Raw genomic sequence first — 16,401 nt, forward strand, 5'->3', positions numbered from 1 at the left:
TTCTAATTACCTTGTTTCTCGATGAGTCATGAATAATTATTCCTATATACGATTATTTTTTTGTTCACGTCTGCGGATATAAATGTTATTATGTACCAGACAGCATGTTGAAGCATGTAATTTGAACGTTGGTAAAATAAATAAAATGTCGAATGATGTAACTCTTGAAAATTTTCAAAGCGCACATCACAGATGAGAAATGTTATTCAGGATAGGTGACCCCGGGAAGGAAAAGTATGCATGAAGGTTAAACTGCAAGATCAGAGAAAAGTAGTCATTTTTGCCCTAGTATGTGGCGTATTGCTTTACTTCGTTAGTCAATGGTTTCGTTCCTCTACAAGCTCTGATCTGATCATATCAGGTTACCCGGTTTTAATGCTTTTAAGTGGCTTCGGTGCAGCGGCAGCATGTATTGGGATTTATAATCAAAGTCTGTTGTTCCAAACGCCCAAATTAACCCTTCGGAGGGTTTTACTGACCACCCTATTTTTATTAGTGGGTCTATTTCAACTGGTTCATATTGTTCTATTCGCCGAAGAGATGCCGAATGGTGCGATGATCGAATCCGAGCTTTCGTTGAAAATGATGACACTAGCATCCGTAGTATGTGCGATCGGATTATTGTTCATTTATACAGTGAGCGAAAAGGAAATTGCTTTACCACGCAAATTCCTGCTGTTTAGTGGAACACTGGGTGGATTTGTAATTCTGTACACTTTGGGAATTCAAGAGTGGAGTGGGTTACCTAAACTGCTTGAAGGCGATGTGCTCAGTCATACATTTACGCAGTTTCACTTTATGGTAGGTGTCTTATATGGCATATCTGCTATCGTTTTATTTTATAAGTGGAAGAAAAATAAAGATGGAGACCTGCCTTACATTCTGTATGGCACGCTAAGCTTTCTATTTGCGGAATGTTACTGGGTCTCTGCAACAATGGTGAATGATATCAACCTGTTAATGGGGTTATTGAGCAATTGTATCGGTTACTATTTTGTTCAAAAAGGGTTATACACCTCGGTGGTTGATACACCTTTCCTCAAACAGCAGGCCGCTGAAGCGCGGATGAATTACATTGCCCATCATGAAGATGTGACAGGACTTCCTAACCGTCGTCGTCTTTCTCAGAGACTCAAAGCGATGATGGACGAAGCGGTAGTCCACGAACAGCTTGTAGGGGTACTGGTGCTGAATATCAATCGCTTCAAAACCATTAATGATTCACTGGGGCAACAGGCAGCCAATCGAGTTCTACATCAGGTAGGACAACGTCTGAAGCATTCCTCTCTGCCTTGTGAAGAAGTATTTGGTCTGGGAAGAGACGAATTCGTCATTGCGATGACAGATTTTTATACAACCGATACGGCTTTACGCCGTACAAGATCCATTTTGCAGCTTTTTGAAAAACCGGTCATGGTCGATGGGAATGAATACCATCTGACTTTAGGAGTGGGTATGGCAATATTCCCTCATGATGGTGAGTCGCCTGAAGAGATCATCCAGAATGCCGATACGGCGCTGCACAATGCGAAGGAGCAGGGGCTGGAGCTGAATCGTTATGCACATGCCATGCAGATGAAGGCTCAGGAGCGTCTTCAACTGGAGAATGACCTGCGTAAAGCGCTGGATCGTGGGCAGTTCTATCTGATGTACCAACCACAAGTAAACCTCGAAAGTGGCCTTGTCGTAGGCATGGAAGCCTTGGTGCGCTGGCAGCATCCACAGCGAGGATCGATATCCCCTGCAGAATTTATTCCACTCGCGGAAGAGAGCGGCTTGATTGTTCCGTTGGGTGAATGGGTGCTGCGTCAGGCATGTAAACAAAATAAAATCTGGCAAGAAGCGGGATATCGTAAGTTATGTGTATCCGTGAACCTGTCGATGAGACAGTTTAGACACTCCCATTTGCTGGACAATATCAGTGGCATACTTAATGAAACGGGTCTGGAGCCAGCATGGCTTGAGCTTGAAATTACGGAAAGTATGACTTTTGATAAAGATCGTGCTTTTGAGCAGTTGCGCAAAATTAAAGAGATTGGTGTCCATATCAGTATTGATGACTTTGGCACAGGATATAGCTCTCTTCACTATCTGAAGGACTTGCCGATTGACCGACTCAAAATCGATCGTTCTTTCGTCAACGAAGTGATGGAAGATCGCAACAATGCAGCGATTGTATCCACAATTACATCGATGGCGCACCATCTACAGTTGAAGGTTACAGCTGAAGGCGTAGAGAATGAGGATCAGCTCGTATTTCTACGTGATCAGCATTGCCATGAGGCGCAAGGATACTTTTTCAGCAAACCGATCTTGGCATCGGATTTCGAGACGAAGTTTCTACGAGATGTTGATAAACCAGCAGGATAAGGCAACGGTGAGGACAGGAGCGTTCAGGCGCTGCTGTCTTTTTTTAGATAATAGAATTTATAAGTTCTCAGCGGAGCTGAACCATTCGATTATCGCAACAAAAACGACAACGAAACGCGGTCTGTCTTCTATGAAGGTACGACGATAGATGTCTTTCTTATGAAAATGGTGTGCTGAATGGAAATAAAAGTTGCACATCATTGTTGCTCATGCTATATTATTATTGTAAAATTAATGTTAACCGCCTAACACATGTAAAAAGATAATCTTTAGGTTGTTAAGGCAACTGATATCTCATCAGAATATTGGCGTGATTCTTATCATGCGGGTGTAGTTCAATGGTAGAACTTTAGCCTTCCAAGCTAATAGCGTGGGTTCGATTCCCATCACCCGCTTAATTTAATGCTTAAATCCCTTGCTGTATGCAGTAAGGGATTTTTTGCGCATTCAACCCTGATTCAGGATCTGAGGAATGATCTTGCTGACCTTTGCTTTTCTACCAACATCTGTTACAATAACAGAGAAATTGATACTACACATGAATGAGAGGTAACCATACGTCCCATGAAGTAAGACACATGAACTGAACCCAAGTTAACTGCAGACGTTTTTTTATGACGCAGTCAGCCAGTCCGGCTGAGCAATGAGGGGATTCGTGTGTCCAAATTCAGCAATGGGATCAAGTGTAGAGTGAGTAGGCTATATTAGCCATACCCGATGTTTGGGTTTATTTGCTTATACTTGGGGATATCTTTTGCCTGTTTTGTGATGCTTTTTCCAATCCTGAATTGCCCAACCGCCGGCTGATGCCAGCGGTTTTTTTGTTAGGAATAAGGGGAGATGTATTTCCTGCTACTTCCTGCAATGACCGCAGAACCTATTTTGGAAGCGGGAAGGATGAGGCCTCATGATGACATTGGTACGCTTACATGAAGTATCTAAAGAATGGAACGGAATAGAATTGTTTACAGGATTGCAGCTGGAAATTAATGAAGGGGAGAGACTGGCGATTTTGGGCCCCAACGGTTGTGGCAAAACGACTTTGCTACGCATGATTTTGGGTGAAGAAGAGGGCGGAGGAAGGATCGAGCGCGCTATACCACAGCAGAACTGGGGATTTATGCGCCAACGCTCTCAGATTGAACCTGGGATAAAGGTGCTGGATGCAGTCCGTAAGGAGAGTGGCCGAATTTACGAGGTGAAGCGTAAGCTTACCGAACTGGAAGGACGCTTAAGTGCATGTGGTGCTGGGGAAGAGCAACAATGGATGGAAGCCTACACGTTAGCGATGGAAGAGTACGAGCAATTGAACGGTTATATGTGGGAGACTGAGGTTGAGAAGGTCTTAACACGTCTGGGATTAACATCCGAGCATTGGAGCAGGCCTTACGATTCCTTAAGTGGTGGACAAAAGACAAAAGCTAGGCTTGCTGGATTATTGGTCAGTAAACCGAAGTTTCTCATTCTGGATGAGCCAACGAACCACTTGGATGAAGAAAGCATGCGCTGGTTAGAGAGCTGGCTATCTGCTTACACAGGCACACTCTTGTTTGTGTCACATGACCGAACGTTTATTGATGAGGTGGCAACAGGGGTCATTGAATTTAACTCAGACAAACTCGTCAAGTACAAGGGTGGGTACACCGCATATAAAGGTCACAAAGAACGAGAATTAAGAGAACAGGAGGCTCTGTATCGTAAACAAGAGCTGGAGAAAAAGGCGTTAGAAGAGACAATTCGCAACTACCAGCAGTGGTTCCATAAAGCGCATAATTCAGCAACTGACGTGGAGGTCAAAATCACCCAAAGCTTCTATAAAGCCAAGGCAAACAAGAACATCTCTCGTTACCATGCCAAGCAAAAGCAGCTTGAACGGTTGGAGAACGAACGCGTGGATAAACCACGTGAGGCCACACGTTTGAAAATGGAATTAAATATGAATTCTCTCGGTGCACGCCAGCTCCTAAGATTGAATCAGGTTGAATTTGCGTATCCTGCGGGTAATCCTTTATTTCACGAATTGAGTGTTGTTGTGGAGCGTGGAGATCGTTTGGCTGTGCGAGGTCCCAACGGTACGGGGAAGACGACATTGCTTAAACTGATGATCGGAGAGCTTGAGCCGGTAAAAGGGGAGGTGACGAGGAATCCCAGTCTGAAGATCGGTTACTTTTCACAAGAACTCGAAGGACTTCCCGAAGAGCAGACATTGCTGGACAGCTTGCTCAGTCTGCCCTCCATGACCCAAAGTGCGGCACGCACGATTCTTGGATGTTTCCTCTTTTCTAGAGAAGATGTGTTCAAACGAATTGGGGATCTGAGCATGGGAGAGAAGTGTAGAGTAGCTTTCCTCCGGTTGTACTTTGGAGGAGCCAACCTGCTCGTGCTGGACGAACCAACTAACTATCTCGACATTGATACGCAGGAAGTCATGGAGAATGTATTAAAACAGGCTTCAGGTGCATTGGTCTTAGTCTCGCATGATCGAATGTTAACCAAGGTGCTTGCCAATCGGTTACTCGATCTTAAGCCGGATGGGACAGGGGTCTACTTCGAAGGCGGAGTAGAGGATTGGGAACAGTCCCATGTTCTAAGAGCATCAGCATTGCAAAACAGAGATTCAGATGATGAACGATTGCGACTGGAGATGCGATTGTCTGAGCTCTTATCGCCTATGAATAGTGTCACAAGAGATACCGAGGATCAGACAAAGCTAGAACCGGAAGCAGAACGAGCGAAGGAAGCTGAGGAAATTCAGTGGATTAAGCAGCGGCTGGGTCAACTGCATCAATCCAATTGACCTGTATGTGTAAATGGCATGTATTTATCTCCTTGTTTTCGACTAATATCGCTGCATGAAGGTTGCTATTTCATTCGATATTGAATATAATAATGAACGATCATCAACAGCTTGCCTCGAAGAGAGGTTGCAGTATTTGAAGCCTGTTGATATAGGTTTTCTTAACATGTAAACGCAATGATGGAGATAAGTAAGCAGTGCCTCTGTACAGGGAGGAAGCGCCATAGATTGAGAGCGTTTCTGTAGAACAAGGCTGCCGAAATTCACTCCGAAGCGGTTCCCTGAACTTGATGATGCACATTGTGCTGCGACAGTAGGGGTAAACGGTTAACGGTCGTTATTCCGTACAAAGTGAGATAGACGTATTGCAAGCCAGTAGGGCGCAAGCAATATCGTTGTCTAACAAGGGTGGTACCACGGTCTTTTCGTCCCTTTTGGGGAGAAAAGGCCTTTTTTTGTTGCAAATTACACCATAAAAAGGGGGCATTTACACATGAAAGAACGTTTAGAGGCATTGAAGATCGAAGCGTTGGAACAGTTGTCTGGCGTGAACGATCCACAGACGCTGGGTGATCTGCGTGTAAAGTATTTAGGGAAAAAGGGTGCATTGACTGAGATTTTGCGCGGTATGGGTGCACTGAGTGCAGAGGAACGACCAGTCATTGGGCAGGTTGCGAATGATGTACGTGGTGCAATTGAGGAAGTCATCGATAGCAAGCAAATTCAGTTCCAGCAAGAAGAGACGGCGAAGCGTCTGCAATCGGAGAAAATTGATGTCACTCTCCCGGGGCGTCGCGGACGTCAAGGTGGATTACATCCTTTGACTAAAGTGGTGCAGGAGATTGAAGATATCTTCATCGGTATGGGATACCGTGTAGCAGAAGGACCTGAAGTAGAGATGGACTACTACAACTTCGAGGCTTTGAATCTGCCTAAAAACCACCCGGCACGTGACATGCAGGACTCCTTCTATGTTACAGAAGACTTGCTGATGCGTACCCATACGTCGCCTGTTCAGGTGCGAACAATGCAGAGCATGAAGGGCGAAGTGCCTGTCAAAGTCATCTGCCCAGGTAAAGTGTACCGCCGCGATGATGATGATGCAACGCACTCCTTCCAGTTCAACCAAGTCGAAGGTCTCGTGATTAGCGAGAACATTCGAATGAGCGATCTGAAGGGAACTTTGCTGCAATTCGTACGCGAAATGTTCGGTGCTCACACCGAAATTCGTCTGCGTCCAAGTTTCTTCCCATTCACTGAGCCAAGTGCTGAGGTAGATGTAACGTGTGTACAATGCGGTGGGAGCGGCTGTCGTGTATGTAAACAAACAGGATGGCTTGAAATTCTTGGCGGTGGTATGGTTCACCCGAAAGTATTAGAAATGGGTGGCTACGATCCTGAGAAGTATAGTGGATTCGCGTTTGGTATGGGTGTTGAGCGTATTGCCATGCTGAAGTATGGCATCGACGATATCCGTCATTTCTATAACAGTGATATGGCATTCCTCAAGCAATTTGGACGCCTATAATCTTAAAGTGCGTGTTCAAAAAGGAAGGTTTTCAATACCGAGAAGATAGGCGTACCAAGCATTGAGCGCCAATACTAATTTATAGATAAAGGAAGTGAACGTCCATGAGAGTATCGACAGATTGGCTGTCTGATTATATTTCCCTAGAAGGTGCGACGCCACAGGAATTGGCTGAGAAGATCACCCGGGCGGGTATTGAGATTGATGTAGTAGAGAACCGGAACCAAGGCGTAAACAAAGTTGTTGTAGGATACGTAAAGAGCAAGGAAAAGCACCCAGATGCAGACAAATTAAACGTATGTTTGATTGATGCTGGTCAAGAGGAAGACTTGCAGATCGTATGTGGCGCGAAAAATGTGGATGCAGGCCAAAAGGTAGCTGTAGCCCTTGTTGGCGCGAAACTCCCTGGCGGGTTTGATATCAAAAAGGCGAAGCTGCGCGGCGTAGTTTCCCTTGGTATGATCTGCTCCGCAAAAGAGCTGGGTATGAACGACAAGCTTCTTCCTAAGGATCAGCAGGAAGGCATTCTCGTGCTACCAGAGCAGACGGAAATCGGAACACCAATCAGCCAAGTGCTTGGATTAGATGATCATGTGCTTGAATTAGATTTGACTCCGAACCGCTCTGACTGTTTGAGTATGCGTGGTGCAGCGTATGAAGTAGGCGCAATTCTGGGACGTGAAGTAAATTTGCCAGATCCGAAGCAAAAGCTTGTTGAAATCAGCGATGCTGCTGCGAATCATATCTCAGTCGAGATCACAGCTAGAGAGCAATGCGCTCACTATGCGGCTCGTTATGTTACAGGAATCAAGCTCGGTGCTTCCCCGCTCTGGATGCAGAACCGTCTCATGGCGGCGGGTGTTCGACCAATCAACAATATCGTAGATATCACGAACTATGTCATGCTGGAATATGGTCAACCATTACATGCCTTTGATGCAGATAAGCTAGAGAAGGGTCATATTGACGTGCGGATGGCTAAGGAAGGCGAAACGATCGTGACGCTTGATGGCCAAGAGCGTAAGCTTGAGCCACATATGCTGATCATTACAGATGGCGTGAAACCAGTAGCCATCGCTGGGGTAATGGGTGGTGAGAATTCCGAGGTATCGGAAGGAACGGTTAATCTGTTGCTGGAGTCCGCCAAGTTCGATGGCGGAACAGTTCGGAAAACGTCGCGCCAACTGGGGCTGCGTTCCGAAGCAAGCATGCGTTTTGAAAAAGAAGTTGATCCAGGAGCAGTAATTACAGCCCTTGACCGTGCGGCAGAGCTGATCCAGCGTTACGCTGAAGGTGAAGTTCATCAAGGTACGGTAGAAGCTGGTGCGGTTGAAGCAGAGAAACGCATCGTAAAATTGTCTCTGGATAGACTTAATCGTTACCTCGGAACAGATCTGTCCTTGCTTGAAGTTAAAACGATCTTTGCTCGGCTACATTTCGCTTGTGGCGACGCTGAACAGGGTATTCTCGATGTGGAAGTACCAACGCGTAGAGGCGACATCACAGTAGATGTAGACTTGTTCGAGGAAGTTGCTCGTCTCTATGGATACGACAATATTCCTACAACACTTATTGAAGGGCCAACAACCCCTGGTGCGTATACTCGTTCCCAAGCGATGCGTCGTACAATCCGTGGCGTGCTTGCAGGTAGCGGCTGGCAGGAAATGATCAGTTACTCCTTCGTACATCCAGACAAAACGTCACTGTTCCCTGCTCTTACAGGGGAGAGTAAACATGTGAAGCTGGCCATGCCGATGAGTGAGGATCGCAGTGTGCTTCGCACAAGCATTTTGCCACAGATGCTGGATGCAACAGTATACAATATGAACCGGAAACAGGATTCACTGGCAGTGTTTGAGGTGGGCAGTATTTTCTTTACTGAGGAAGAGCAGCTGACTAAGCAGCCTCATGAAATTCCTGTTCTGAGCTTGCTGATTACCGGAAATCGTGCAACTCCGCAGTGGAATGTTGGGGCAGAGAAAGTGGACTTCTTCGACTTGAAAGGTGCGCTTGAGAACCTGTTTGCTTACCTCGGTCTGGAGCAACGCATTCGCTTGGTAGCGAACAGCCCAGAAGGATTCCACCCAGGACGTTCTGCTTCAGTATACTTGGATGGAAAAAATGGAGAAGAAGGCAAGCTGATCGGTACGATGGGTCAATTGCATCCAGAACTGCAACAACAATATGATCTGAATGATGTATATATCGCTGAGATCGGACTTGAAGCTATCTACAGTGAAGCTGATGCGGATATCCGTTATCGTGAGCTTCCGCGTTTCCCGGCAGTGGAGCGCGACATTGCTGTCGTGGTAAACAAAGATATTGAAGCCGGTGACATGATAAAAGCGATTCGTGAATCAGCAGGTGAACTGCTACAGACGGTACAGGTATTCGATGTGTTCACAGGCAGCAAGCTGGGTGAAGATAAGAAGAGTGTAGCCATGGCACTAGTCTATCGCAATCGTGAGCGCACGCTTACGGATGAGGAAATTACCGAGGTGCATGCTCGCGTAGTTGCTCGTCTAGAGGAGCAATTCGCAGCTGAATTGCGTAAATAGAACAGAAGTCAATTTTTTGAACAAAGATTAGCAGGAATTGCTTGAAGTCACATCGAATCCTTAGCATATAGAGGATCGATGTGACTTTTTTGGTTATACAGCTTAGAATCAACATACAGACTTGAAGGAGGGCACAACTGTGACTACACCTGATCGTACACGCGTCACCGTAGATATCTACGGGACTTCCTATAAACTGGTTGGCAGCAGTGCCGACTATATGAAACAAGTAGCTAACTTGGTAGATGAGCGTATGAATGCCATCTCCAAACATCACTCTCGCTTAGACACGCCGCGTATTGCGGTGCTAGCAGCAGTACATATGGCTGAGCAATCTCTTCAGACCCAGGAAATCCGGAATGAATTGAAAATGCTAACAGGTGAACGTACTGAACTTCGTAATGAAGTTAATCGATTGAACAAAGTACAAAGTGAACATCAACAGGAACTGGAACGCCGTGATGTAGCTTTGGCTGAAGCAACCAAGCTCAAGACTGAGGCTGAACAGGCTTTGGTGAAGCTGCGTGAGGAACAACAGGCTGAAATAGCCAAATTAAATTCCGCTCTGGAGAACGAGCGTGCACAAGCAGCGGCGAGAGAGCAGAAGCTCCAAGCTCAAACCTCAGCACAATTAAAAGAGAAGGAAGAGAAGATGTTAGCTCGCCTGAAAGAAGCCGAAGACAAGGCAGCGGGTCAGCTTAAGGCTGTTCAGGCACAGGCTGCAACTCAACTGAAAGAGGCACAAGCAAGTGCCAGAACACAATTAGAGCAAGCAGAAGCTAAAGCGGCTACCCAATATAAGGAACTGCAAAATAAAGTGGCTGCTCAGCTAGAAGAAGCAGAGAACCGGGCTGTTGCTGAGCGAGAGCAGCTAGAAGTGCAGGCCGCACAGCAGGTTCAGGCTGCTAAAGAACAAGCAGAAGCTGCGATCTTGTCAGAATTAGAGCAAGCGGAGACTCAGTTGAAACAAGCGAAGGACGAAGCAGAACTGAAGTACAACGCGTTGAAGTCTGAATTGGAGCAGCGTATCCAGGAAGCAGAGCAATCTGCTACAGATCAGGTGCTAGAGCTCACTGAGAAGGCGAAGCAAGATCGGTTATTGTTGGAGCAACAGGCTGACGAGAAGCGTCTTGCAGAGATTGAGGAGCTGCAGGCTTCGTTCCAAGAGTCATCGGAACAGGCTGAATTGGAATGGATGGAGAAAGAGGCGGCTTACGAAGAGCAGCTGCAGCAAGCGAAGCAAGCCGCGACAACTGAACTTGCGAAGGCTCGTGCCACTGCAGAGACTAGATTACAGGAAGAACAAGAGAAACTGCAGCAGCAGTTGGAAGCTGAGCGTGAACAGGCTGAGGCTCGTCTTGCAGATGTAAGCACACAGCTTAATAATGTGGCTGAGCAACTCCAACAAGCTCAAGAAGTCGTTGCGGATCAAGAACAACAACTTCTTAGTGAGCAAGAGCAGCTTCAAACATTACGCGAGGAACAAGTGGCTCGTAAGCAGCAACAGGAAGTTCACACACGCCGTATTACGGAGCTTGAGCATCAGCTTGAGCAATTGAAGAATGATCGTACCGAGCTTCAGGAACAGTTGCGCGAAACAGAAGCACTTCTGCAGCAGACGCTTGAAACAGAACAACAATGGAAAGAACAATATAACGAAACGATTGAACGTGAAACATCTCTTACCGCACAGCTTCGCAAGGTTCAAGAGCAACAGGGCACATTGGAACAGGAGCTTCAGAAGCTTCGTGAATCCGAAGCGAAGTCGGAAGATGAGCAGCGCAGACTGCAAAAAGTGCTGGAGCAGGCTCATGCAGCTGTGCGCACATTGCAGCATGAGATTAGCACTTTGGCACAGAGTGAACAGTCTTGGAAAGATCTTGCCGAGCAGCGTCGACTTGAAATGGAAGAGTTGGAAACACAGGTTCTTGAGGCTGTCGAACAGAATGAGACGCTGGAAGCGGGAGTTCAATCTCTACATGATGAATTATCTGTCGTGAAGGATGAAGCACAACGTCACAGAGCTGCCGTAGAACGTTTCGAAAGCCAGGCTGAAGAACAAGAACAACAACGCCTACAACTTGATGGCGAGATAAGTGAACTTCGAGAGGAACTGAACAAGCTGCAAGAGAGCTATAAGCAGATCCGCCATGATTATGGAGATGCTCTTCAGCGCGAAGAGGACTACACTCGTCAGCTTGATGAGCTGGCTGTGGATAAGGATACGCTTGAGCAGCAGCTCTCTGCTACTCGTAATGAAGTTCAACAGATTTCTGCACGAATAGATGAACAGGCAAGCTTGCTTGCGCAGACGGAGGAAGAAGCATTGGAATGGCAGATTAAGTACGAAGAGTTAACTGCCAAACAATCAGACTTGTCTTCACGTTTGCAGGCGTTAACTGAAAGAGAAGAGCAGCTTGAAGAACAACTCCGTTCCAAAGCAGCAGAGTCGGAGCAAAAGGATCAAGTTTGGCAGCGACGTGCCGACGAGTGGGCAGCACAGGAGCAATCCTGGCAAGAGCGCTGGACTGCATTGGAGAATGAGATGAATGTCTGGCAGAAGGAAAGTGCTGCAAGTGCTGAGAAGGTTGAAGAGCTGGAACAAGAGCGACAGCAATTAGATCAGCTACGTGAGGAGGCTACTTCTGACAAACAAGCTCTGGAGCATGAACTGCTCGAGATCAGTGACCGTTATGAGCTTGCTGCGAATCAGCTTCGCTTATTACAAGTGGAACGTGAAATGGAGCAAGAGAAGGCGGAGCAACTGAACACGGAGCATCGACAGTTAAAAGATGAATATACGAAGTTACAGACGGAGTATAACGAATGGATTGAATTGATTGAACAGGATCAAAACTAACCTCTGTTAGGTTTGGATATCATCCTGGCATCGATTTCTTATAGTGCATGCTCAAAAACGGGCTTTTTGAACAACCTATTGTACAATTTGTTATAATAAGAGAAAGAGCTCCCTATGTAACGGGGGCTCCTTGTCTTGGGTATCTATTCTTCAACAATAATTTTGGAGATCATGCTACTGTGCCCGCTACCACAGAATACAGAACATGACATCTCGAATTCGCCGACTTGGTCAGGGATGATCACTTTTGAAGTGTTTTGGATGTCTAGTTGCAGCTTAAGTTCAGGTACAAGCAAGCCGTGATTTCCATTGGTGTTTTCGTAAATAATGTTAACGGGAACCCCTTTTTTGAGATGATACTCGGGTTTGTCGAACTCATAGTTGCTTGCTTTGATCACGAGTTCCTCACTTGCAGTAATTCCGGGATCAGCATCGCTGCCATTACTTGAGTTTCCTGATCCACATGCGGCAAGAACCATAATCAACATGCAAGCTATGAGCCATGCTATACTTTTTTTCATCATGTGCCCCCTTATGTGTAATATAGATGAAATTTGAATAATTCTTCAGTCATCATACCGCAAATTGGCAATGCCTGTACATGTGGGCTATGTCGTTTTATTGAAAATTAAATTGTTGTGCCTTAGTTCTCGTTCCGATATAAGGAAATGCCATGGATAGGAACATAAAAAAACCTCATCAGGCTTTGAAGCCATCAGAGGTTTACGGGAGAGCTGTGTTACGGAATTTAGCGCTATAAGCCAGGTGTAATCTAAGAACGATCTTTAGATTCACGTCCAGCTTCAAATGGTGTGGATACTGGGATGAACAAATCAATAATCCCGATAACCAGCGCGGCCAAAATGGCTCCAAGCAGGGTGACCTCAACGTGGTCGACAACATATTGACCAAGCCAGATCACAAGTGCACTGACAATGAAGCCAACGATTCCACGACCGAAGGGTGAGACCCTTTTACCAAATACGCCTTCAATGATCCAACCAAGAAGGGCAATGACCAGAGCTAGCATGAGGGCGCTCCAGAAACCACCAACGGCAAAGCCAGGTACAATCCAACTGACGACCATTAAAACAATGGCTGCGATAATGAATCGTACAACATGTCCCAAGAAGTTCAACGTGTTTACCTCCTTATATTCAGATCGGATTATGCATTAGGCATCCTATTTACTCGGGGACGTTGCAAAATCCTGACACCTGTAGTTTGTGGCGTGATGTCATAACTTATGTGTGGAAGGATTCGTTAAATAGCGTTAGAATGTTTCTTTCGCTATAATACAGTTATAGTTTGGAAGGAGTTGTACACTTGGATACGAAAATTTTACACACATTGGAATACCGCAAAATTTTAAATACATTGCAAGGCTTTGCCCAAACGACAATGGGTAAGAAGAAAGCGGATACCCTTGAGCCTGTTGGTGACTTAGAGGAAGTAAAAAGATTGCTGCAGCAAACGGACGAAGCCTTTAAGTTTGATCGATTGAAGGGTTCACCATCTTTCGGTGGTATTGTTGACATTACAGCCTCCATTAAACGTTCAGAAATTGGGGGCACCTTGAACCCACATGAACTTCTCGGGATTTCGAACACCACTCTTGCTTCACGTAGACTCAAACGGCAAATTGCCACACTTCATGAAGATGAAAAGGTGGAGTCGCTGTTCTTCATTAGTGATCAGCTGTCGGAGCAAAAAGCACTAGAAGATGAAATTCGTAGCTGTATCGAAGATAATGCTGAAGTTGCTGATAGTGCGAGTGTTACGCTTGCACAGATTCGTCGTGAACTTCGGGGCGGGGAAGCTCGGATTAGAGAGAAACTCGATTCCATGATTCGTTCTTCAACTGTATCTAAAATGTTACAGGATCAGTTGATTACCATTCGTGGTGATCGCTTCGTAATCCCAGTAAAAGCAGAGTATCGTTCTTACTTCGGGGGAATTGTACACGATCAGTCCGGTTCGGGTGCAACACTGTTTATTGAACCAGAATCAATCGTTGCGATGAATAATAAATTACGTGAGACTCGAATCAGGGAAGAGCGCGAAATTGAAGTTATTTTGCAGAAATTGACCGCTCTTGTCAGTGAGCAGGCAGAGTGGCTGTTGGATGATGTCGATCTGTTGGGGACACTTGATTTCATATTTGCGAAGTCACGTCTTGCGCGTGAACTGAAAGCAACCTTACCGCGTATGAATGATCGCGGCTTCATTAAGCTGAAGAAGGGGCGGCATCCGTTAATTGCCATTGAGAATGTTGTACCAACGGATATTGAATTAGGTAATGATTATACCTCGATTATTGTCACAGGGCCGAATACGGGCGGTAAAACAGTCACGCTCAAAACGATTGGATTGCTCAGTCTAATGGCGATGTCTGGATTGTTTGTCCCTGCTGAAGATGGAAGCCAGCTCTGTGTATTTGATGCGATCTATGCGGATATTGGAGATGAACAGAGTATTGAACAGAACTTGAGTACATTCTCCAGCCACATGACCAACATTATTCGGATTTTGAAAAACATGACCACGAAAAGCCTCGTTTTACTCGATGAGCTTGGAGCGGGAACAGATCCGGCGGAAGGTTCAGCACTAGCGATTTCCATTCTGGAGCATATGCACCAGACAGGTTGTCGTATGGTCGCTACAACGCATTATAGTGAGCTGAAGGCTTATGCTTATGAACGCAAGGGTGTTATCAATGCAAGTATGGAATTTGATGTGAATACATTAAGTCCAACGTATCGTTTGCTTGTGGGTGTCCCTGGTCGAAGTAATGCTTTTGCCATTGCGGAACGTCTGGGGCTTCCAAGCAACATTCTCGATTATGCACGTGGTGAGGTAAAAGAAGAGGATCAGCGAGTGGAGAATATGATTGCTTCACTCGAAGAGAATCGACTGACAGCCGAGCAAGAGCGTGAGAAAGCTGAACACTTGCGTGCAGACATGGAGAAGCTGCGTAGTCGTCATCAATCCGAATTGGAGAAGCTGGAACAGCAGCGTGACCGCCGGATTGAGAAGGCCGAAGAAGATGCCCGCCTGATTGTGGACAAGGCTAGAGCAGAAGCGGAGAAAATTATTGCCGAGCTGCGTCAGCTAGCTATGGAAGAAGGCGCATCAGTTAAGGAGCACAAGCTGATTGCAGCTCGTAAACAGTTGGATGAAGCTGAACCAGAGAAACGGAAGAAGACGGTTAAACGTACTTCATCTGCTCCGAAGGCTCGTGCTATTGGCCCAGGCGATGAAGTATTGGTGTACAGCTTGAATCAGAAAGGCCACGTTGTGGAGATGTCTGGAAGCAAGGAAGCAGTGGTACAGCTTGGTATCATGAAGATGAAAGTATCACTGGACGATCTTGAGCTGAAGCAGTCTGCTTCAACAGTAGTAACACCCAAACAAAAACCTGTGACAGGTATGAAACGAACTCGTGATGACAACGTCAAGAGTGAGCTGGATCTGCGCGGTGCTAATCTGGAAGAGGCTCTGATGGAGACGGATCGTTTTATCGATGAAGCGTTCCTCTCCAACCTCGGTCAGGTATATATTATCCACGGTAAAGGAACAGGAATTTTACGTTCCGGTATTCAGGATTATTTGCGTAAGCATAGACATATTAAGAGTTATCGGTTGGGTAATTACGGGGAAGGCGGCAACGGTGTTACCGTAGCAGAGCTGGAATAGCTAACCCAAGCCGTGAATCAATACATTTCCGCATTCTTGGTCAGCTTGAATGCGGAAGCGGGAAGGGGAACCGTGCGTGAAAGGGACGATTGACCAATTGCTGTCCCATCCCTTGGGGATGGTGCTCGGTTTTTTTTCGGTAGCCATTATGGAGCTTCTCATTTTTCTCGCTTGCTTCGAACTGGTTACCAAGTACAAGTGCTGGGATGAGATTAAGAAGGGAAATATTGCGGTTGCTATGGCAACAGGCGGCAAAATTTTTGGTATATGTAACGTACTTCGTTTCTGTATTCAAGCCAAATCTTCAGTCTATGAAGCCATGACGTGGTCATTTCTAGGTTTTATTCTCCTGCTCGTTGCCTACTTCTTGTTTGAATTTTTGACCCCGGTGTTTTCCATTGATAAGGAGATAGAAGCAGATAACCGGGCGGTTGGACTGATTTCCATGATTATCTCGGTCTCGCTATCCTTTGTTATTGGCGCGAGCATCATGTAGGAGGTCTTGCGGCATGAAACTATTAATTCGGATTTTGTTTGCTGCATCCATTGTATTTTTCACCATTGGCGTCATTTATGTTATGAATACTTGATG

General features: G+C 45.9%; 9 protein-coding genes and 1 tRNA gene. 8 read left to right on the forward strand and 2 right to left on the reverse strand.

Annotation, left to right across the window (positions count from 1 at the left end):
- Positions 1 to 240: 240 nt before the first annotated feature.
- The 6 genes from M3636_RS13025 (at position 241) to zapA (ending at position 12,113) form a co-directional block, all read left to right on the forward strand.
- On the forward strand, positions 241 to 2,370 hold the full coding sequence (locus M3636_RS13025; protein WP_251382820.1) for a bifunctional diguanylate cyclase/phosphodiesterase: 2,130 nt from the start codon (positions 241 to 243) through the stop codon (positions 2,368 to 2,370).
- A 324-nt stretch (positions 2,371 to 2,694) separates the two neighbouring features.
- Positions 2,695 to 2,765, forward strand: a tRNA-Gly gene (locus tag M3636_RS13030).
- A 512-nt stretch (positions 2,766 to 3,277) separates the two neighbouring features.
- Positions 3,278 to 5,167, forward strand: coding sequence for a ribosomal protection-like ABC-F family protein (gene abc-f / locus M3636_RS13035; RefSeq protein WP_251382821.1), 1,890 nt, complete (start codon positions 3,278 to 3,280; stop codon positions 5,165 to 5,167).
- Positions 5,168 to 5,660: 493 nt separating this feature from the next.
- Positions 5,661 to 6,695: a phenylalanine--tRNA ligase subunit alpha gene (gene pheS, locus M3636_RS13040; protein WP_145409170.1), complete on the forward strand. Its 1,035-nt coding sequence runs from the start codon at positions 5,661 to 5,663 to the stop codon at positions 6,693 to 6,695.
- 104 nt (positions 6,696 to 6,799) lie between these two features.
- Positions 6,800 to 9,253: a phenylalanine--tRNA ligase subunit beta gene (gene pheT, locus M3636_RS13045; RefSeq protein WP_251382822.1), complete on the forward strand. Its 2,454-nt coding sequence runs from the start codon at positions 6,800 to 6,802 to the stop codon at positions 9,251 to 9,253.
- A 139-nt stretch (positions 9,254 to 9,392) separates the two neighbouring features.
- Positions 9,393 to 12,113 carry a cell division protein ZapA gene (gene zapA / locus M3636_RS13050; protein WP_164848651.1) on the forward strand — a complete coding sequence of 907 codons (2,721 nt, stop codon included), beginning with the start codon at positions 9,393 to 9,395 and terminating at the stop codon, positions 12,111 to 12,113.
- A 143-nt stretch (positions 12,114 to 12,256) separates the two neighbouring features.
- Here the strand turns inward: zapA and M3636_RS13055 are convergent, their stop codons facing one another.
- Together M3636_RS13055 and M3636_RS13060 are read right to left on the reverse strand one after the other, a co-directional pair.
- The gene (locus M3636_RS13055) at positions 12,257 to 12,634 is read right to left on the reverse strand and encodes a cupredoxin domain-containing protein (protein ID WP_128104376.1); all 378 of its coding nucleotides are present in this window, start codon (positions 12,632 to 12,634) and stop codon (positions 12,257 to 12,259) included.
- Between the two features lie 251 nt (positions 12,635 to 12,885).
- Positions 12,886 to 13,251, reverse strand: a complete 366-nt coding sequence (locus M3636_RS13060; protein WP_128101075.1) for a phage holin family protein — start codon at positions 13,249 to 13,251, stop codon at positions 12,886 to 12,888.
- A gap of 188 nt (positions 13,252 to 13,439) precedes the next feature.
- On the opposite strand from M3636_RS13060, the gene M3636_RS13065 reads away from it, so the two are divergent.
- Complete coding sequence (locus tag M3636_RS13065; protein WP_251382823.1) at positions 13,440 to 15,809, forward strand: endonuclease MutS2; 2,370 nt, start codon at positions 13,440 to 13,442, stop codon at positions 15,807 to 15,809.
- Between the two features lie 49 nt (positions 15,810 to 15,858).
- Positions 15,859 to 16,305, forward strand: a complete 447-nt coding sequence (locus M3636_RS13070) for a DUF350 domain-containing protein (RefSeq protein ID WP_128101076.1) — start codon at positions 15,859 to 15,861, stop codon at positions 16,303 to 16,305.
- The last annotated feature ends 96 nt before the right edge of the window (positions 16,306 to 16,401 follow it).

Source organism: Paenibacillus sp. MER 99-2, assembly GCF_023714095.1.
Lineage (GTDB): Bacteria > Bacillota > Bacilli > Paenibacillales > Paenibacillaceae > Paenibacillus.

What these genes read in the sequence shown, in the direction of transcription:
- M3636_RS13025 (WP_251382820.1), top strand. Translation starts at nt 241, where the DNA reads ATGAAGGTTAAACTGCAAGATCAGAGAAAAGTAGTCATTTTTGCCCTA.
- abc-f (WP_251382821.1), top strand. Translation starts at nt 3,278, where the DNA reads ATGATGACATTGGTACGCTTACATGAAGTATCTAAAGAATGGAACGGA.
- pheS (WP_145409170.1), top strand. Translation starts at nt 5,661, where the DNA reads ATGAAAGAACGTTTAGAGGCATTGAAGATCGAAGCGTTGGAACAGTTG.
- pheT (WP_251382822.1), top strand. Translation starts at nt 6,800, where the DNA reads ATGAGAGTATCGACAGATTGGCTGTCTGATTATATTTCCCTAGAAGGT.
- M3636_RS13055 (WP_128104376.1), bottom strand. Translation starts at nt 12,634, where the DNA reads ATGAAAAAAAGTATAGCATGGCTCATAGCTTGCATGTTGATTATGGTT.
- M3636_RS13070 (WP_128101076.1), top strand. Translation starts at nt 15,859, where the DNA reads ATGCGGAAGCGGGAAGGGGAACCGTGCGTGAAAGGGACGATTGACCAA.